Origin of the sequence: Pseudomonas sp. MWU16-30317 (genome assembly GCF_020515695.1) — a bacterium.
GTDB lineage: Bacteria > Pseudomonadota > Gammaproteobacteria > Pseudomonadales > Pseudomonadaceae > Aquipseudomonas.
Window position 1 is genome coordinate 14391 of sequence record NZ_JAIWJA010000014.1, and the last position, 17696, is coordinate 32086.

The 17696-nt window shown below is 56.3% G+C and carries 17 protein-coding genes and 1 pseudogene; 6 read left to right on the forward strand and 12 right to left on the reverse strand.

The window, feature by feature from the left end; genetic code table 11:
* Positions 1-14 precede the first annotated feature (14 nt).
* From LIX93_RS27455 to LIX93_RS27470, 4 genes are all read right to left on the reverse strand, one after another.
* Positions 15-2399 (reverse strand): membrane-bound PQQ-dependent dehydrogenase, glucose/quinate/shikimate family, encoded by a 2385-nt coding sequence (locus LIX93_RS27455; protein WP_226507187.1) that lies wholly within the window; start codon positions 2397-2399, stop codon positions 15-17.
* Between the two features lie 86 nt (positions 2400-2485).
* Positions 2486-3250 (reverse strand): glucose 1-dehydrogenase, encoded by a 765-nt coding sequence (locus LIX93_RS27460; RefSeq protein ID WP_226439395.1) that lies wholly within the window; start codon positions 3248-3250, stop codon positions 2486-2488.
* A 17-nt stretch (positions 3251-3267) separates the two neighbouring features.
* Positions 3268-4521 carry a multidrug effflux MFS transporter gene (locus LIX93_RS27465; protein ID WP_226439394.1) on the reverse strand — a complete coding sequence of 418 codons (1254 nt, stop codon included), beginning with the start codon at positions 4519-4521 and terminating at the stop codon, positions 3268-3270.
* Positions 4518-5015, reverse strand: coding sequence for a DUF2255 family protein (locus tag LIX93_RS27470; RefSeq protein ID WP_226439393.1), 498 nt, complete (start codon positions 5013-5015; stop codon positions 4518-4520). The genes LIX93_RS27465 and LIX93_RS27470 overlap by 4 nt, the downstream gene beginning before the upstream one ends.
* A 291-nt stretch (positions 5016-5306) precedes the next feature.
* Between LIX93_RS27470 and LIX93_RS27475 the strand changes: the two genes are divergently transcribed.
* From LIX93_RS27475 to LIX93_RS27485, 3 genes are all read left to right on the forward strand, one after another.
* The gene (locus LIX93_RS27475) at positions 5307-5798 is read left to right on the forward strand and encodes a cupin domain-containing protein (RefSeq protein WP_226439392.1); all 492 of its coding nucleotides are present in this window, start codon (positions 5307-5309) and stop codon (positions 5796-5798) included.
* On the forward strand, positions 5795-6583 hold the full coding sequence (locus LIX93_RS27480; RefSeq protein WP_226507188.1) for a carboxymuconolactone decarboxylase family protein: 789 nt from the start codon (positions 5795-5797) through the stop codon (positions 6581-6583). Before LIX93_RS27475 ends, LIX93_RS27480 begins: the two co-directional genes overlap by 4 nt.
* A gap of 217 nt (positions 6584-6800) precedes the next feature.
* Positions 6801-7799: an NAD(P)-dependent alcohol dehydrogenase gene (locus tag LIX93_RS27485; protein WP_226507269.1), complete on the forward strand. Its 999-nt coding sequence runs from the start codon at positions 6801-6803 to the stop codon at positions 7797-7799.
* Positions 7800-7947: 148 nt separating this feature from the next.
* Here LIX93_RS27485 and LIX93_RS27490 read toward each other — a convergent pair whose 3' ends face one another.
* The 3 genes from LIX93_RS27490 to LIX93_RS27500 form a co-directional block, all read right to left on the reverse strand.
* The gene (locus LIX93_RS27490; RefSeq protein WP_226439390.1) at positions 7948-8931 is read right to left on the reverse strand and encodes an aldo/keto reductase; all 984 of its coding nucleotides are present in this window, start codon (positions 8929-8931) and stop codon (positions 7948-7950) included.
* A gap of 176 nt (positions 8932-9107) precedes the next feature.
* Complete coding sequence (locus LIX93_RS27495) at positions 9108-10016, reverse strand: LysR family transcriptional regulator (RefSeq protein WP_226439389.1); 909 nt, start codon at positions 10014-10016, stop codon at positions 9108-9110.
* 181 nt (positions 10017-10197) lie between these two features.
* Positions 10198-11091 (reverse strand): LysR family transcriptional regulator, encoded by an 894-nt coding sequence (locus LIX93_RS27500; protein ID WP_226439388.1) that lies wholly within the window; start codon positions 11089-11091, stop codon positions 10198-10200.
* Between the two features lie 133 nt (positions 11092-11224).
* Here LIX93_RS27500 and LIX93_RS27505 point away from each other — a divergent pair, with 133 nt between their 5' ends.
* The gene (locus tag LIX93_RS27505) at positions 11225-11986 is read left to right on the forward strand and encodes an SDR family oxidoreductase (RefSeq protein WP_226439387.1); all 762 of its coding nucleotides are present in this window, start codon (positions 11225-11227) and stop codon (positions 11984-11986) included.
* A gap of 224 nt (positions 11987-12210) precedes the next feature.
* On the opposite strand, the gene LIX93_RS27510 is transcribed toward LIX93_RS27505, so the two are convergent.
* Together LIX93_RS27510 and LIX93_RS27515 are read right to left on the reverse strand one after the other, a co-directional pair.
* The gene (locus LIX93_RS27510) at positions 12211-12393 is read right to left on the reverse strand and encodes a hypothetical protein (RefSeq protein ID WP_226439386.1); all 183 of its coding nucleotides are present in this window, start codon (positions 12391-12393) and stop codon (positions 12211-12213) included.
* 18 nt (positions 12394-12411) lie between these two features.
* Positions 12412-12741 (reverse strand): hypothetical protein, encoded by a 330-nt coding sequence (locus tag LIX93_RS27515; protein WP_226507189.1) that lies wholly within the window; start codon positions 12739-12741, stop codon positions 12412-12414.
* 32 nt (positions 12742-12773) lie between these two features.
* Between LIX93_RS27515 and LIX93_RS29640 the strand changes: the two genes are divergently transcribed.
* Together LIX93_RS29640 and LIX93_RS27520 are read left to right on the forward strand one after the other, a co-directional pair.
* On the forward strand, positions 12774-13139 hold the full coding sequence (locus LIX93_RS29640; protein ID WP_260524942.1) for a hypothetical protein: 366 nt from the start codon (positions 12774-12776) through the stop codon (positions 13137-13139).
* A gap of 103 nt (positions 13140-13242) precedes the next feature.
* A pseudogene (locus tag LIX93_RS27520) lies at positions 13243-14162 on the forward strand (IS66 family transposase).
* Between the two features lie 2 nt (positions 14163-14164).
* Here LIX93_RS27520 and LIX93_RS27525 read toward each other — a convergent pair.
* The 3 genes from LIX93_RS27525 to LIX93_RS27535 form a co-directional block, all read right to left on the reverse strand.
* Positions 14165-15079, reverse strand: a complete 915-nt coding sequence (locus LIX93_RS27525; protein WP_226507190.1) for an alpha/beta hydrolase — start codon at positions 15077-15079, stop codon at positions 14165-14167.
* 499 nt (positions 15080-15578) lie between these two features.
* Complete coding sequence (locus LIX93_RS27530; RefSeq protein WP_226507191.1) at positions 15579-16457, reverse strand: alpha/beta hydrolase; 879 nt, start codon at positions 16455-16457, stop codon at positions 15579-15581.
* A complete protein-coding gene (locus LIX93_RS27535) occupies positions 16454-17218 on the reverse strand; it encodes an SDR family NAD(P)-dependent oxidoreductase (RefSeq protein ID WP_226507192.1) in 765 nt (254 codons plus the stop codon). The genes LIX93_RS27530 and LIX93_RS27535 overlap by 4 nt, the downstream gene beginning before the upstream one ends.
* Between the last annotated feature and the right edge of the window lie 478 nt (positions 17219-17696).

Sequence of the window (17696 nt, forward strand, 5' to 3'; positions counted from 1 at the left end):
ATCAGGTACCTCCATCACTGAGGCAGTGCGTATGCCACAACGTAGTCTCCCTTCTTCGTCGTAGCGGAGTTCCCGCCCGCGCTGATGACCAGAAATTGCCTGCCGGTTTTCGGCGAGATGTACGTCATCGGCGTTGCTTCTGCACCCACTGGCAAGCGTCCCTTCCACAACTCCTTACCCGTGCGCACATCGAATGCCCGGATGTAGAAATCCTGCGACGCCGCGATAAACACCAGGCCGGTCGACGTGGTGACTGGCCCACCCCGCGTCGGCATGCCGATAGGCATAGGCAGGTGGGTGGCTATACCCAGTGGGCCAGTGTCCTGCGTCGTGCCAAGCGGCATAGACCATGCGACCTTGCGTGTGGCCAGGTCGATAGCGCTTATGGTTCCGTACGGCGGTTCTTGGCAGGGGATCCCCAATGGCGACAGGAAACGCCCCATCTCGATCCCCCATGGTGTACCTGCCTGCGGAGCATTGCCCTCATGGCCGCCCCCTTTGACACCGGCCTCGTCGTAAGCTTTGCGAGGAATCATGCGATTCCAGATGGCGACACGGGTGTCGTTCACGATCAGGTAGCCGAGATTTTCCGCGACGGAGACCGAGCCCCAATTCATGCCGCCCAACCAGCTTGGGTATTGGATCGTCAGGCGCTCACTGGGAGGTGTGAACTCACCCTCATAGCGAGCCTTGCGAAAATCGATACGGCAGATCAACTGATCGATCGGTGTCAGCCCCCACATGCGCTTCTCGCTGAGGGGCTCAGTGCCGATAGCGGGCATGCCTACGGAATACGGTTGGGTCGGCGAACTGCGGTCGTCCACCACGCCACCCTGGGGAACCTGACGCTCTTCGACCTTGGCGATCGGCGTGCCCGTTCGGCGATCGAGCATGAAGATCTGACCACGTTTGGTCGTCTGGATTAGGGCCGGCAAGGTACCACCGTGGCCATCCGGAACATCGTAAAGGGCCGGTTGCGACGGCACGTCGTAATCCCACCGGTCGTGATGAACAGTCTGGAAGTGCCAGCGCTCGCGCCCCGTGGCGATATCCAGCGCGACAATGGAGGAGGAATAGCGATCGTCAGCAGCAGATCTCTCGCCGCCCCAGAAGTCGGGTGTCGCATTGCCCGTGGGCAGATAGATCAGGCCCAGCGCGTCGTCAAACGCCGGTGTCGACCAGACGTTGGGCGTACCCGGCGTATAGCTCTGCCCTTCTGGGGGCTCGCGGGTAATCGCGGGATTTCCCAAGTCCCACGCCCAGACTAGCGCGCCGGTGCGGACATTGAATGCGCGTACCACTCCGGACGGCTCGCCGGTTTTCTGGTTATCCCAGACCAGTCCGCCGACGACGACCAAATCGCGAACTACAGTCGGCGCCGCAGTCGGAAAATAGAGCTCTTTGTCAGAGCTTCCCAAGCCGATACGCAAGCTTACGCTGCCATGGTCGCCAAAGTCGGTACATGCCTCCCCTGTTTGCGCATCCACGGCTATCAGGCGCGCATCGACAGTGGTGGCAATAATCCGCCGACTGCAAGCAGCAGGCGCTGAGCTATCCGAATCCGAATCCGATGTTTGCACGGTCGAATCGTGATAACCCACCCCGCGACAGCGCGGGTAGACATTGTTGGTCTGCACCTTCGGATCGTGGTGCCAGATCTCTTTCCCGGTTTCATCGTCCAGGGCAAACAGCTGGCTCGACTGAGTGCAACCGTAGAGCACGCCGTTGACGTGCAGCGGCGTCACCACATGGCCTTCGTTGCTACCTTTGGGTATTTCTCCAGTGCGATACGTCCAGGTGACCTTGAGGTCAGAGACGTTCTGCGCAGTGATCTTGTCCAGGACGGCGTGGCGAGTACCCGATGGGGTATGCCCGAAGTAGCGCCAATCGGAAGCAGGCTCAACGGTGCCAACGGCTTTGCCAGGCACTGGAGTCGGTGCTCCGTCGGCTGTTTGGATTGGCTGTGGCTGCAGCGCTGCGTAGAACGTGGCGGCGATGCCCACGGCCACCACCAATGCGCCCACATTGGAAAGCCTGGCTTGTAATGGCTTGACGCCAGAAAGCAGCGCAGGTATTGCCAGCAGTACCAGTAGAGCGAGAACGGCCAACGCTACCAAGCGAGAAAACAGTGGCCAGAATGTCAGGCCTACGTCCCACACAGACCAGGCTATCGACGCAACGAACACTGCCAGATACAACAAGGCCCCAGGCAGACGTCGGCGCGCCAAAAGTATCCCGGCAGCGGTCATGCCCAGTCCCGCCAATGCAAAGTACCAAGAGCCACCCAACGTGATGAGGTAAGCACCCGCAACGAGCATGAAAACCCCAGGAAGCAAGGTGATAATGCCTAGTGCGATCAGCAGCGTACGGGCTGTCCGTGATAGGTTTGTGTCCGACATAAATGACTTCCTTGATACTGTATTGGGCATTGATACTCTTGGGCGTGCCTGGGCATAGACGAGGAAAACTCAGCGTTCCAGATGGGTCAGCGCATGATGAAACCGCCATCGACGGAAATGGATTGCCCAGTCACGTAGCTAGAGAACTTGCTGCTCAGCCACAGCACTGCGTCAGCAATTTCTTCAGGCTGCCCATGACGACCCATCGGCACGGCTTTGGTCATGCCTTCGAGCGCCTCGCCCTGACCCGATGCGACCATCTGATCAACCATTGGTGTCCAGATCAGCCCGGGGCATACTGCGTTGACACGGATATCGCGGGCGGCATATTCAAGCGCGGCGCTCTTGGTCAAGCCGATCACCCCGTGCTTGGCGGCGTGATAGTTGGCGCGCTCTGCACCACCCACCAAACCACCCAACGAAGAGCAGTTGACGATGGTGCCGCTACCCTGCCGACGCATGTGCTCCAGCTCGAACTTCATGCAGGCCCAGACGCCACGAAGGTTGATGGACATGACGCGGTCATAGTCGTCGACGGTGGCGTCGGCGATTTCGGCCAAGATGTTCTGGATGCCTGCGTTGTTGAACGCCGCGTCGAGTTGTCCGAATGTAGCGATGGTCTCTTTGACCATGGACTCGACCTGATCAATGTCGGCGACGTCGCAGCGAAGGCCGATCGCCTTATGGCCGGCAGCGACCAGTGCCTGCGCCTGAGCCTGTGCAGCCTCGCCATTGACGTCTACAAGCGCTACCGATGCCCCTGCCTGGGCGAACGCCTTGGCGGTTGCCAGACCAATACCAGAGGCTGCACCGGTGACCAATGCAACTTTGTTTTCAAACGAAAAGCTCATCGAATATTCCTCGATTTTCAAATGTGATCAGATTTATGAGTTGCCAGCACACAGGCCGCACTAAGGAAGCAGCCAAGTCCGCAGATACCCACCACCAAGCCCATGGGCCAGGGAGTGCCATCTGCAAATGTGGCGACTAGAGCCGAGCCCAAAATGCCTGCGCCGTACTGCAGTGCACCGGCGAGAGCCGATGCCGTGCCGGAAAACTGGGGAAGGCACCCCAGGGCGCCCGTGATGGCGTTGGCGAGGACAAAACCTGTGGCAGCAACGAATACAAAACATCCACAGATCAGAAGTGGTAGCCCGCCCCAATCCGCCCATGTGGTGAATGCGATGACGCCTCCAGCAACGGCCGAAATGACGCCTCCAACTAGCAAAAGAGAATCGATCTCATGGCGGTTTAGAAATCGCGCGTTGAGCTGGTTCGTCACCATCAGGCCGACGATGCCGGCACCAAAAAGCGCGCCATACCACTGCGGATTGACGTGGTGATACGCGATGTAAGCAAAGGGCGATCCGGCGATGTAGGCAAAGGTGCCTGCATAGAAAAAACCACCCGTGGCGATGTACGCCATGAACTTGGGTGTGCGCAGTAGGACGCGATAGCGCTGCATGATCGTGTGCAGTGAAGTCGGGCTTCGCTGTTCAGGTGGTAGCGTTTCGGGCAACATCACCAGACTGGCCAGCGTGGCCAAGCCCATTACAACCAATGTCCAGAAGATCGCTTGCCATGAGAGCAGGTGTAAGATCTGTCCACCTACAGTGGGCCCGGCCAGCGGCGCAACGGCCATGATGGTCATCAATGTCGACATCATCTGTCCGGCACGACGGCCCTCATAAAGATCGCGCACCATTGCCCGAGCGAGAACAACGTTGGCGCACGCGCCCAACGCTTGCACAACCCTACAGCCGATTAAAGCTGTTCCATCGGCGGCAAGCGCGCAGCCGGCTGAGCCCGCGATGAACAGGATGCACCCAAGCGCTACAGGCAGCCGGCGACCAAATCGATCACTGAACGGGCCCCAGAACAACTGCCCGGCACTGAACCCCGCTAGATAACCACTCACGGTCAATGCCATCGCGCCGTCGTCCGCATGCAGCGATGAAGCCATGATGGGCATCGCTGGCAAATAGAGGTCGGTGGAAATGGACGCGAACGCCAGCAAAGCGCTCAGGATCAACAGGATACGGATACCACGCTGCCGCTCACGCCCCGATCGTTGAACATCTTGCGAACGGTGCTCTGCCGTTGCTACGCCGATCTCACTCACTGCGAGCTGCCTTTGGGCAATATCCGAACAGTAGCTGCCCGTGAGCGCTCGCTGATCATAGGAACTAGGTAGCTGCTGGTGCTGTATTTCGCCCGGTAGGCATCGTCGATGCGGTCATTGAGGGCCCCGCCAACTGGCTCAAAGCTCACGTCCAGCTTCTTGCCAGCTGCGATGATCCTGCCCGCCTTTTGCTTCAACGCCGCTTGGTACCAGCGAGACTGGACGCCGTTGTAAGCCCGGACGTAAAGGTCACCCCCCACCTCGACACACCATATAAAGGTTGGCGTCCCGTAATTCACCATGTCCTCTCTGAACACGGAGATATGCAAATCGTCGGCCTTAACGATGGCGCTCAGTTCAGCTTGCTCCCACTTCATTGATGCCCCCTTTTGCGCTCGCGCATTCACCGTCTCTGCACAAACAGCACTGGGGCTCAGGCCGCTGTAGATAAGCAAGGCAGCGAACGCCGTGCCCGGAAGAAGTCGTGTGTTCATCTTCAAGTCCTCTTCGGTTGGGAGATCAGTGAACGCTGGCACTGAATGTTTTAAGTCCGCCCACGCTAATCAACCGGAACGGCCCTGAATACCGGGCAAACTTGGGATGTTCTACTGAGCAGCACTCATCAATTGGTGAGCGCGTCGATTTAAAGCGGATGTACGCATCAAAACGTGCGCGGACTGACATTACTGAGCAGGGCTCATCGGATCATGTTGGTTTTGGCTGGTAGTGCCAGCGCAGATCCTCATTTAGCGTGTCAGCTCCGCCCATTGAGCAGGAGCTTGTCCATGAGAGCACTCTTCAAAACGTCTTCGCTGGTAGCGATGATGTGCGCCGCTATATCTGCCCATGGCGCTGACATTCCAAAAGACCAGGCCATGGCCATCAGCCGCAATGGTGATCAAGCATCGACCATGGGAGCACCTGCCAACTTTGTCGGAAATGTCCGGATTGACCCGCTCTTCGCTGCTCGCGCGCCATCGACCGTTTCAGCAGGCGCCGTGACGTTTCAGCCGGGCGCACGGTCGGCCTGGCACACTCATCCAAGAGGCCAGACGCTGATCGTCACTGCGGGTACGGGTTGGGTACAGCAGGTAGGCGGCGAGAAGATAGTGATAAAGCCAGGGGACGTCATCTGGACACCGCCAGGCGTTAAGCACTGGCATGGCGCTACGGCCACCACCGGCATGACTCACATGGCGATTCAAGAAGCTGTTGATGGCAAAAATGTCGAGTGGATGGAGCCTGTGACTGAAGCCCAATACGAGGCTTCCCGGTGAAGTTCGCGAAAGCAGGTATTGCCTGCTCCACCCTGCTGCTGGCTGCCTGCTCGCCTACGAGTCACATGACCACAGATAGCTTGACGCCCGTTCCCACGCTGGATGACATGCGCGCTGTTTCTCCGGCGCTGGCCTATAACACTGAGTCCACGCTATTAGGTGAGGTATGGAAGCGCCCGGGGTTGTCACCGCGTGATCGAAGTCTTGTCACGCTGGCAGTTCTCATCTCCAAACAGCAAACGGTGGAGCTCGCCTACCACCTCAATTTGGCTTTGGACAACGGCGTCAAGCCTGCGGAAATTTCTGAAGCCATCAACCATCTTGCGTTCTACAGCGGCTGGGGCAACGCCACCGCGACGATCCTTACCACCAAAGATGTCTTTGCCAAGCGCGGTATCACCCCAGATCAATTGCCCCCTGTATCACCTTCCCTGCTGCCTATCGACCAGGCCTCCGAGAAGGTGCGCACGGCGTACGTCGACAAGAACGTCGGCCCCGTTTCGCCAGGACTCGTTCACTACACCAGCGCTTCGCTGTTCCACGACCTGTGGCTGCGGCCGGGATTGGCGCCACGAGACCGAAGCATGATCACCGTTAGTGCGCTGATCGCTACAGGGCAGGTCGCACAACTGGCGGCCCACCTCAATCGCGCCATGGACAACGGACTGACCCAGGGGCAAGCCTCGGAAATGTTGACCCAGCTGGCGTTCTACACCGGGTGGCCCAACGTGTTTACCGCCGTGCCGGTAGTCAACGACGTATTCACCAGCCGACAGAAATCTTGAGGAGAATGCAAGGATGAGTGACGACAGCAGAATGGGTGAAGGGCCCGCGACCATGAGCCGCCGCAAGATCATGCTGGCAGGGGCCAGTCTCGCGGCTGCACCCTTGCTCGCTGACGCCGGCAGCGCAGCGGCAGCATTGACTGAGCCGGCGCCTCTCAAGGGCCCATTTGCAGTACGAGCCTACGCCACCAAAGGCGCCAAGTCGGGCTTTGCTCCGATGCAGATTCAGCGCAGAGCCGTAGGGCCCAAAGACGTATTGATCGACGTCGAGTATGCAGGGGTATGCCATTCGGACATTCACACTGCGCGTAGCGAGTGGTCTGAGACACCCTATCCCTGCGTGCCTGGGCACGAAATCGTTGGGAAGGTTGCAGCGATTGGCGATCAGGTCACCAAGTTCAAGGTGGGAGATTATGCCGGTGTGGGCTGCATGGTCGACTCCTGCGGTGCATGCGAGAACTGTCTGGCCGATCGGGAGCAGAACTGCCTGAAAGGCACTACCTTCACCTATGCCTCACCCGACAAGGTAATGGGCGGCATGACCTACGGCGGCTATTCCGAGCGGATTGTGGTCAAGGAACACTTTGCCATCCGAATGCCGGCGGGTGCGAACCTCGCTGCCATGACACCGCTACTCTGTGCAGGTGTCACGACTTTCTCGCCAATGCAGCACTGGCAGCTCAAGGCTGGACAACGAGTGGGGATCATTGGCATGGGCGGGCTGGGCCATGTGGCAGTGAAGCTGGGCGTGGCTCGGCGCGCGGAAGTTACCGTCTTTACGACGACATCCAGCAAGCTCGAAGACGCTAAGCGGATGGGCGCCCATGACGCCGTACTGTGGAGCGACAAAGCGGCTTTCGCACGTTTGGCTAACCACTTCGATCTGATCATTTCGACGGTGCCAGAATCCTACCCGATGCAGCAGTTCGTAGATTTGCTGAAGCTCGATGCAACCTTCGTCAACGTGGGGGCACTCGGAAAGCTCGAAGGGCTCGACGGCATGCTCATGGCATTTGGGCGCAAGTCCTTTGCTGGCTCGTTGATTGGCGGAATTGCTGAAACCCAAGAAGTCATCGACTACTGCGCCGCCCGAAATATCACCGCCGATATCGAGATGATCAAGCCGGAGCAGATCGATAAAGCGTATGAGCAGGTCATCGGCAAGGACGTACGGTACCGCTTCGTGATCGACTTCGCTTCTGCCCGCAAAGCATGACAAATACTGGTACCTGCTGAGTTCTGATATAGGGCATTTTTCGCATCACCGACCACTGCGCCCATCACCTGGCTAATGGGCGCAGTGGTAAATCACGATAGTCCTTGCGAGCAGCCGAGGTCTGGTCTCAGATCAACTAAGCCGCTTATTACCATGCATAGGCCTGAGGTGCTTCACCTTGAGTGGGCCAGATCTCGTTCAGGCGTTCAAGGGTGCTGGACGAGAGATTTACGTTAAGGGCCTGCAGGTTTTCCTTCAGCTGTGCCACCGTCCTAGGCCCAATGATAGGCGCGGTGACCGCCGGTTGGTGAAGCAGCCAAGCCAGTGCAACATCGGCAGGTGACTCGCCAAGCTCAGCGCACAATGCTTCGTATTTTTCCAATTGCGGACGCAAGCGCTCGACCTGATTGGCGACCTTTGGCTTTGCACGCCGGCCCTCGGTGATCTTTTGCAAAGCACCACCCAAAAGGCCTCCTCCCAGAGGGCTCCACGGCACTACGCCCAGCCCAAGATGCCGACAAGCTGGGATGACCTCTTGCTCGATTGCACGATTTGAGAGGTTATAGATGCTCTGCTCTGAAACCAGGCCCATGAAGGAACGGCTGGCCGCTGCTGCCTGCGCGGTGGCGATGTCCCAGCCGGCAAAATTACTGCTGCCAACATAGATGATCTTGCCCTGTTGAACGAGCAACTCCATGGCCTGCCAAATCTCCTCCCAGGGGGTGTTACGGTCGATGTGGTGCATCTGGTAGAGATCAATATGGTCAGTCTTCAGACGGCGCAGGCTTTCCTCACACGCCTTCCGGATACGGTAAGCCGAGAGACGCCGATCATTCGGGCCAAGCTCCATCGGCTGATAGACCTTGGTGGCCAGCACAATCCGGTCACGACGACCACCTTGGGCAAGCCAGCGTCCGATGTACTCTTCCGAAATCCCATACCCTTTGGCCATATCCGGGGAATTAGGGCCCCCATAAACGTCTGCAGTATCGAAGTAATTGATGCCCGCATCGAGTGCTTCATCCATGATGTTGAAGCTAGTGGTTTCGTCCGTGAGCTCACCAAAATTCATGGTGCCTAGGCACAGCCTGCTGACTTTAAGTCCCGACCGACCAAGATGCTTGTATTCCATATCTACCTCGTGACTAAAGAGTTTTCTCCCGCACACGCCAAATCGGCTGTACCGGGCCCATTAGTTAGTACCTACGAGGGTTGCCAGGGATTCATGAGATCCGCTCACTGCGGCTCGCGCTTTAGGGGAAGAATAGATTTTGATGGCCACACCGTCATACAGGGGGCGACCCGTGGCTATTCGCCGAGAGGATGGATTTCTCGAATGAGATCTATCAGCAACCGCAGCCCCGTGGGCACCTGCCGGTGGCTGGAAAAATACATATGGTAGCCAGGCGCGACGCTAGCCCAGTCATCCAGAACGGTGACGACCTCACCGCAATCGATCAGAGGTTGCATGGCGGGCTCAGGGGCATACATCAGACCTGCGCCATAACGCACCAAAGCCAGCCCCACACGCGTTTCATCGATCGTGATCGCTCCAGGCACGGCAATCGCGAGCCGCTGCTTACCTTTTTCAAATTCCCAGTCGTACATCGCGCCGCTGCCCAGGCGAATACGCAGGCAGCGATGGTTATTCAAATCATTGGGGTGCCTGGGGATACCGAAACGCTTGAGGTAATCGGGCGTCGCGGCAACGACCCATCGAATGTCCGGCGATAAACGCTGGGCAACCATGTCTTCAGGGACTGTCCCTCCGTAACGTATACCGGCGTCGTGGCCTCCACCGATCACGTCGACGATCAGGTTCGTGACGGTCAGGTCTATCTCAATCTCCGGATAGCGCTCTGTGAATATCGGGAGCACAGGGCCAAGCAAGAGCTCAGCGGCGTCACTCAGAATATTCAATCGGATGCGACCTGTCGGCTCGTCGCGAAACTTGTTCAGGATCTCCATGGCATCGTCGATTTCCTGCATCGGCGCGCTGATTACCTGATGCAACCTCTCGCCGGCGTCGGTCAACGTCACACTCCTGGTGGTGCGATTGAGTAACCGTACGCCAATCCTGGTCTCCAGGCCTTTGATCGCATGGCTCAGTGCAGACGCACTGATGCCGACTTCCTGGCCTGCTCGGCTGAAACTCTGGTGCCGCGCGATGGCGAGGAAATAAACAAAATCAGCGAGATTCGCGCGGCTTACGCTCATGGAATATCCTTGGCGACCAGGTTGTCGGCGACCCGGGCAGGCCGCTTCGTGAGTGAATTTTACCTACCCAAGGTCGGGATATTGATGAGTCTTGCTCATTGCGTGATTGCATAATTCTCAACAATGCCTATCCGGTTCCCCACACTGGACAATAGGGCGCCTTGATGTAGGCTTCAGCTGGCTACCCTTTGAATCGCACAGCCTCCAAAAATGCACGAAACGCCGGAGATGCCTGTCTCCTGTTCGGATAATACAAGTGATATCCCTCGAAATGCGGGCACCAATCTGACAGCACCTCAATCAAGCCGCCACTCTGTAGGTGAGGCTTGGCAAGGTGGTCTGGGACGTAAGCTAGCCCGATTCCGTCCAAGGCTGCATTGAGCAAATGGATACTGCTGTTCGCAGTGAACTGACCTGTGACCCGGATATTGATTGCCTGCCCATCCTTTTCGAACTCCCATGCGTAGCAGGGCCCGTTGGACGAATGCCGGATATTGATGCACGCGTGCTCGGTCAAATCCCGAGGCTGGAGCGGCTGGCCATGCCGATTCAGGTATTCAGGAGAGCCTACAACTGATAACCGCCAATCCGGCCCCACCCTGGCAGCGATCATATCCTTGCTGATCGACTCGCCGAGCCGTATCCCGGCGTCGAATCGCTCGCTGACAATGTTGGTGAACCCATAATCGATACTGATTTCTACGTGTATGTCGGGGTATTGCTCAAGAAAAGCCGGCAGCATTGGCCGCAACGTGCTTTCCGCCGCATCGTCAGAGCAAGTGATTCGGATGACGCCTGACGGCTTGTCCCGAAGCACTCCAAGCGCATCGACCTCTGCCACTATCTGATCGAACAGCGGGCCAATGGAGTTTAGAAGCCGCTCGCCTGCGTCAGTCGGCGCTACGTTGCGTGTGGTGCGCGTTAACAAGCGCACACCCAGCCTTTCTTCCAGCCCTCTCACTGTGTGGCTGAGCGCTGATGCCGATACCCCCAACTTCACCGAGGCCTTCGTAAAGCTCTGGTCTCTTGCGACTGCCACGAAACACTGGAGGTCGTTAAGTTTGGGAGCGCTCATTACTGAATTTTCCTCAGCTCAATACTTAGATTATCGACGCTTATAATACTAATCGCATTCGCCTAGGCTGTGCTCAGTTTTCAAATGATGTGGCCATATCCGCCACGCCTGAACCACAGCAAAGGAATTCAACATGTCTTATCCGACCTACGATTTCAGCGGCCAGGTGGCTTTGGTCACTGGCGCAAGCCAAGGCCTCGGCTTTGCCACGGCAAAAGCGTTCGCTCAGAGCGGCGCATCGGTCGTGCTGTCCGACAGCAACACCGAATCTCTGAAGCTGGCTACCGAGCAACTGAAAGACCTGGGATTTGCCGTGCTCGCCGTCCCGTGTGATGTAACGCAGGAAGCTCAGGTGAAAGCACTGGTTGAAAAGACGGTCGCTGCCTTCGGCCGATTGGACATGGCGTTCAACAACGCGGGTGTCAGTGGCCCTACGGGCGCGATTACCGAAGAGAGCGAGGAAGGCTTCGATCAGGTGAATGCCGTTAATCTCAAAGGTGTTTGGGCGTGCATGAAGCATGAACTGATTCAAATGGAGAAACAGGGGTTCGGCGCTATCGTGAATTGTTCTTCGCTAGGCGGTTTGGTCGGCTTACCAGGTCGCACTGCCTACCACGGAACCAAGCACGGGGTGCTCGGAATCACCAAATGCGCAGCCCTGGAGTTTGCAACCAAGAACATCCGGGTAAACGCCGTTTGCCCCGGCACCTTCGATACACCCATGGTTGAGGGGATTGATCAGGATTCTATTGTTGAGTTTATGCGCAGCCAGCCTATTGGCAGGATGGGACGCCCCGAAGAACTGGCAGCGGCCGTACTGTGGCTATCCAGTTCCGCCGCCAGTTTCGTGATTGGAGCGGCGCTCTGCGTAGACGGTGGGTTCACCACCCATTAAGCCGTGGCGTCATCGCTGACAAGTTCGCGTACGCGCTTTTAAGCAGCTTACGCCGGCGCTACCCTCGGCAGCATCAAGGAGCTGTGTGCGTGCCTCTTCATGGGAGTTGATGAGGCCAGCTGACAAGGGCATCAAGGGGCGAATAGAGAAAACGGGAAAAATCGTACGTTAAGGCTTTCCGTGCAGCTGTAACGGCCACTAACGGCTTGGCGTTTGAAGTCTGCTCATTCGCCAGGCGTCCGGGTCTGAAGGATCCCCTCGTCCTCGCCCGCCTGAAACCCTGAACGACCAACATGCTGACCTTCGAGCCAGTCGTAGGCCTTCTGCAGCTGACGCAGCTGCAGCGCCGCGCTCTCGACCTGGGCCCGTAGCCCGGCGCTTTCCTCGCGGGCGTTCGAGCGCTGCACGCGCAGCTGGTCAACGAGCTAGCGGCTGTGGCCCAGTTCCCGGGTCAGCCGCTCGGTGTCCTGCTTGGCCGCATCGCGCACCCGGCTGGGTTCCATCATCAGGTGGTTGGTGGTGCTTTCGAAGATATCGGCTTGGCGGCTGACCTCGGCGCGCAGTGCGCCGTTCTCTTCCTGGTGCACCGCCTGCAGCCTGGCCAGCTCGGCCGCATGCGTCTGCGCGAAGCGCGCCTGCTCGGCTTGGTGCGAAGCCAGCAGACGCTCGAGCTCAGTGGCATGCCGCTGTCCCTGCTGATGCTGCGTCATCACCTCGCGCAGCTCGCCGCGGACCTCTTCGTTCTGCGCCTGCACTCGCAGCGCAGTTGCTGTCGAAGGTCGATACCATGGGCCGAGAGAGCCGCCGCGACAAGACCATCATCGAGCAGCTCTCTCACGAGATCGCCATCCTCAAACGCCACAAGTTTGCCGAGCGCAGTGAGCAGATCGGACCGGCGCAAGGCAGCTTGCTGGATGACTTGCTCAACACCGACCTCGAAGCCATCGACCCCGAGTTGAAATCACTTCGTCCCGCCCCGGCACCGGACGAGGCACGCCAACAACCCAAGCGCGCCGTTACCAACGCAGTTTGCACGTACCGTCATTCATCACGAGCCGGAGTACACCGAGTGTGCCTGCGGCTGACAGCTTCAACGCATCGGCGAAGATGTCAGCGAGAAACTGGATTACACGCCGGGTTTGTTCCCTGTTGAACAGTATGTGCCTGGCGAGTGGGTCTGCCTTGAGTGCGAAACACTGACTCAAGCACCAGTGCCGGCCCAGGTGATGGTGATGGTGATGGTGATGGTGATGGTGATGGTGGCGAAGTTCGCAGACCATTTGCCGCTGTACCAGCAGGAAAAGATCTTCGGCCGTGTCGGTCTGGCGATCCCGCGTTCGACACTGGCTCAGTGGGCCGGCCAAACTGGCGTACAACTGCAACCGTCGGTAAATGCACTGCGCGAAGCCGTGCTGGCACAGCGGTCGTCCATGCAGATAAAACACCGGTGCAGATGTTGGCACCGGGCGAAAAGAAAACACATCGAGCGTGCGTCCGGGCCTACTGCACGACACCATTCTCGGCACTGAGAGCAGTGGTCTACGACTTCAGTCCCAGCCATGCAGGCGAACATGCGCGCAACTTCCTGGGTACCTGGAACGGCAAGCTGATGTGCGATGACTTCGCAGGCTACAAGGCCAGCTTCAAGCGAGGCATCATCGAAATCGGTAGCATGGCCCATGCCCGGCGCAAGTTTTTTCGACCTGCATGTGGCGAACAAAACCCAGTTGGCAGAGCAAGCGCTGCACTCCATCAGCGGCTTATAAGAAGTCGAACGGCGGGCCGAAGAAATGGGCGATGAAGACCGCAGGCAATTACGTCAGAAAAATAGCGGTGCCTATCGCTGAAAAACTGTATGAGTGGATGCCGGCTCAGCGCGCTTGTGCCCGAGGGATCGGCCACGTCCAAAGCACTGGATTACAGCTTGAAACGCTGGGTAGCACTGAGGCGCTACCTGGATGATGGTGCTGTGCCCATCGACAAGAATGCCGTGGAGAACCAGATCAGGCCGTGGGCGCTTGGTGGGTCGAGCTGGCTCTTCGCTGGATCGCTGCACAGTGGTAAACGGGCTGCGGCGATCATGATTCCGATCCAGCCGGCGCGCATGAACGGGCATGATCCGTATGCGTATCTATACGCGCCCACACGCCTGAGCTACAGGGTGTTAAGCAGGTGAGCTCAACCCAGATTTAAACCATGCAACCATGGCTCATATCGGGCTGGCCACTCCATCGTTGGTGTACCTGGCCTGCCCAACCCGAACCCGTGACCACCTGTAGCGTAGCGGTGCATCTCTACGGGCACATGCTTAGCCTCGCAGGCTGCAGACATGATAAGGGTGTTGTTAGGATCAGAGATGGGATCATCCTCGGCTTGTACCAAAAACATTGGGGGCGTTCGGTGGCTGACTCGAGTCTGAACGGACCAACTAGCCTCTTCTTCAGAAGTGGCCCGCGGCCCGACCAATACCTTGTGAGTCGAAGTATGGGTATACGGACTCTCCAACGTGATCACCGGGTAGATCAAAGCGGCCCCTGAGGCGACCGTAGGTATTGCATCGATGCTATCTGTGGGCTCGTAGGTTTGCACGCCGCCGATGGTAGCAGTCATTCCAAGGAGATGGCCGCCAGCAGAAAATCCTAGCAAGGTGACATGTTTTTCTAAGCTGCGGACGATGCGCAGCGCCCGTTGAGCATCTTGAAGTGAAACTATGCTGCCCGATCGCCATCCTTCCAGCGGCAAGCGATAGACCAGCACATAGGCAGTATAACCTCGGTCAACTAGCCATTTTGCTGCTGGAATAGCTTCAGTGCCCATCTCCATGCGCTTATAGCCACCGCCAGATGCAACGATTACTGCTTTGCCACTAGGCTGCGCGGGCCTAAACACCTGCAGGTGGGGGACAGCGACATTGCTGAGCGCCCCTTTGTCGGTTAGCACCTCTTTACCGGATGGGCCACCGCCGCCAGGCGGTGTGCCCCGCCACAAATTAATTCTTTCGCCATCAAAGTTCCAGCCACTGGCTTGGACTGCGGCAAGCTTCAATGTCAACAATGTAGCGCTGGTACCTACAAGAAATTCGCGACGTTTCATTGCAAACCCTTTGATTTAAAGAAAAACATTTGACGTTACTTTAATTTTAGGCCCGGGCAGCGGGACTCTGTCTCGGCTGTGCGTATCTAATTAGGGAAGTCGGAGCAAAAGTCTTTTTACCATCCGTGAAAACGACTTATAGACTTTCATTCACTATTGGCCTATATATTCGCCATCATCCGCTGCAAAAAAACTGCTGACTATCTGATATAGCTATCGACTGTCTTGATGCATTAACAGTCATATGGATAACTAGTCAAACGGCACATGCACCTATCCGTGAAAGCCGTATTTTAGTTTTCACGCAAGGTACTTTTGTTTTTGCCGCTATAGATTCTAGGTCAATCTGCAGAATTTTGCACGTGAAAGTAAAGTTACCTACCCAGCACCTTATACCCACCGAATATGGCTCCTGACCTAAAATTTACGAGGACATATTTTATATCATCATATGAACAATGTCATTGAAGCGAACCAACGCGTAGCGACGAACGAAAATTTATCTAAGATAACTAATCAAGCACTGGGCAACTAGCAACGGCCTTCCTGATAGATCCGTGTTCCAAGGTGTAGAATGATCTGCACCGGCTAAATTTATTCGCTTTGTATCTGGTAGCACCAACTCCAATGCTGTCAACGCATTTTTAAGGTAGCCAGGACTTTTGTCGCCCCCCATGAGCAATACTTCTTGCCGAATGTTGCGCAGGTTTTGGATTTGTTCGTTCATCGTTAATACGATATTGAAATCGTATCGCATCGCGGGAACCAGCGTTTTGATAGAAACATAACCATCTGGCCGTCCTGCATTTGTCATCAACGCGAACCTAGCGCCTAATCTCTGTAACCACAGAGGAATAGAGTTCAAGCAGGGCGAGCCTAGTCCAACAATTTTAGCCGCAGTGACTAAGGCATCTGCATAACGGCCGACTTCGATTTGATGATTGAAATGGCGCACTAAATGGATAGCCATTCCTTCTAGATAAAAGGGCGGTTCATAGACCACAGCTTTAGTTACACAAATACCATCCATGAGAGCGGCGAGTACGATCATGGCGCCCGAACTAAGACCGAATAGGTACTCCGCACCGGTCTCGTCCACGATAGATCGCAAGTCAGCAACATCGTCAGCGATACAGTGGTGTTTTTCGTATGGTTTGGGACTTATGCCGCGTCCTCGTCGTTCCGGGAGATAGACCTTGAAATGGGCTGCTAAGCAGTCGGCAAGCTGATAGTAATTCTGCACAGTCCCCATCGCACCCTGTACCAATACAAGACCTGGGCCTTCACCTATCGATTCGTATCCTATCACAGTGCGGTCAGGCGACGTGATATATCGTCGACTCCTTGACTTTGGAGTATCTACGACTTTAGCGTTCATGGCTTGGGCACCGCCATTTTTGCTATTTGCGCCATCATGAATTCAGGTGCAATTCGGCTCATCAGGCCGAGCACTTTAGTTAGTCCAGGCCTGATTTCTTGTTCATCGTCTTGCATCCCCCTGATAGCGTGACGAACCAGTTCATCAACTGGCATAGCTTTTTGCCCTTTCATTTCATTCTCAAATTCACGTCTGAACAGTAATGTCTCTGTACCCGGAGGCAGAAGCTCTACCACTCGAACGTTGGAGTGTCTGAGCTGGGTGCGCAGGCATCTTGTATAGGCATGTAGCCCCGCCTTGGCTGCGCTATAGATGGGCGCAATAGCAAATGGGATCAACGCCAAGCCAGATGACACATTGACTATCATCGCTTCAGGTCGCTTTTGCAACAAATGTAGCAAACACTGGGTCAGCAGGATGGGGCCAGACAAACCTATCGCAATCTCACTAGTTAGTTTGTTAAGGTCTGGGGTTGCAGTCAGATTTATATTCCGCATAACCCCGGCATTATTGATGAGTATGTCAAGCGTCGGAAACCTTGAGCTTAGTTCTTGGTAAAGGAGGGTAATCTGCTCCGGGTCACTGACATCACTTTGAAAGGTGTGAATGCCAGGTAGAACTTCCCGAACTGCTTCAAGACTTACCGCATCTCGACCTGTGACAAGAACCGTATTACCTAAAGCCATAAGTTGCTTTGCAAGTTCTAGCCCGATACCTCGCGTACCACCGGTGACGATTATCGTTTTGCCCGTGAGTTTCATAAATTTCCAGAGTTTTAGTTTTATCAACGAGATTTTAGTGGGTGGCCTAGATACAGTAGAACAAGCGGCAATATCAGGAAGGGAAGCTCCATTACCATCCCACTGAAATTGCGGGCATTACTTTGTGCAGCGGCCAAATAAAAGATCACGCCTCCGGTCAATACGTTAGCAGCGAAGAATGTTTGCGGAGCTAGCAAAAGTATACCGGCAAGTGTCGTCAAAGCTCCTAGAGCCCAAATAGTCATGGGCTCAAGCCTAAGACCTAACAGTTCCTGGACCTGATCCGGACTTGACCGGATTAGGCCGGCACCGTGCCGAGCACTCATCACCAAGGCAGTCGAAATGAGTATAGAGCTAGTGATTCGGGCCAGTGTCATGGGAGGTTCCTGGATGAGCGGTGCCCGGCCAATGTACACAGCGACAACATTTGTTGTCAATGGCAACATTGGGTATGATAGGGATATTCAAAAAAAAAGGT

Excerpts from the sequence above, each read along its gene's own strand:
- LIX93_RS27490 (WP_226439390.1), bottom strand. The coding sequence starts at position 8,931 with ATGGAATACAAGCATCTTGGTCGGTCGGGACTTAAAGTCAGCAGGCTG.
- LIX93_RS27455 (WP_226507187.1), bottom strand. The coding sequence starts at position 2,399 with ATGTCGGACACAAACCTATCACGGACAGCCCGTACGCTGCTGATCGCA.
- LIX93_RS27460 (WP_226439395.1), bottom strand. The coding sequence starts at position 3,250 with ATGAGCTTTTCGTTTGAAAACAAAGTTGCATTGGTCACCGGTGCAGCC.
- LIX93_RS27470 (WP_226439393.1), bottom strand. The coding sequence starts at position 5,015 with ATGAACACACGACTTCTTCCGGGCACGGCGTTCGCTGCCTTGCTTATC.
- LIX93_RS27525 (WP_226507190.1), bottom strand. The coding sequence starts at position 15,079 with ATGAAACGTCGCGAATTTCTTGTAGGTACCAGCGCTACATTGTTGACA.
- LIX93_RS27485 (WP_226507269.1), top strand. The coding sequence starts at position 6,801 with ATGCAGATTCAGCGCAGAGCCGTAGGGCCCAAAGACGTATTGATCGAC.
- LIX93_RS27505 (WP_226439387.1), top strand. The coding sequence starts at position 11,225 with ATGTCTTATCCGACCTACGATTTCAGCGGCCAGGTGGCTTTGGTCACT.
- LIX93_RS29640 (WP_260524942.1), top strand. The coding sequence starts at position 12,774 with ATGGGCCGAGAGAGCCGCCGCGACAAGACCATCATCGAGCAGCTCTCT.
- LIX93_RS27500 (WP_226439388.1), bottom strand. The coding sequence starts at position 11,091 with ATGAGCGCTCCCAAACTTAACGACCTCCAGTGTTTCGTGGCAGTCGCA.
- LIX93_RS27535 (WP_226507192.1), bottom strand. The coding sequence starts at position 17,218 with ATGAAACTCACGGGCAAAACGATAATCGTCACCGGTGGTACGCGAGGT.
- LIX93_RS27530 (WP_226507191.1), bottom strand. The coding sequence starts at position 16,457 with ATGAACGCTAAAGTCGTAGATACTCCAAAGTCAAGGAGTCGACGATAT.
- LIX93_RS27475 (WP_226439392.1), top strand. The coding sequence starts at position 5,307 with ATGAGAGCACTCTTCAAAACGTCTTCGCTGGTAGCGATGATGTGCGCC.
- LIX93_RS27495 (WP_226439389.1), bottom strand. The coding sequence starts at position 10,016 with ATGAGCGTAAGCCGCGCGAATCTCGCTGATTTTGTTTATTTCCTCGCC.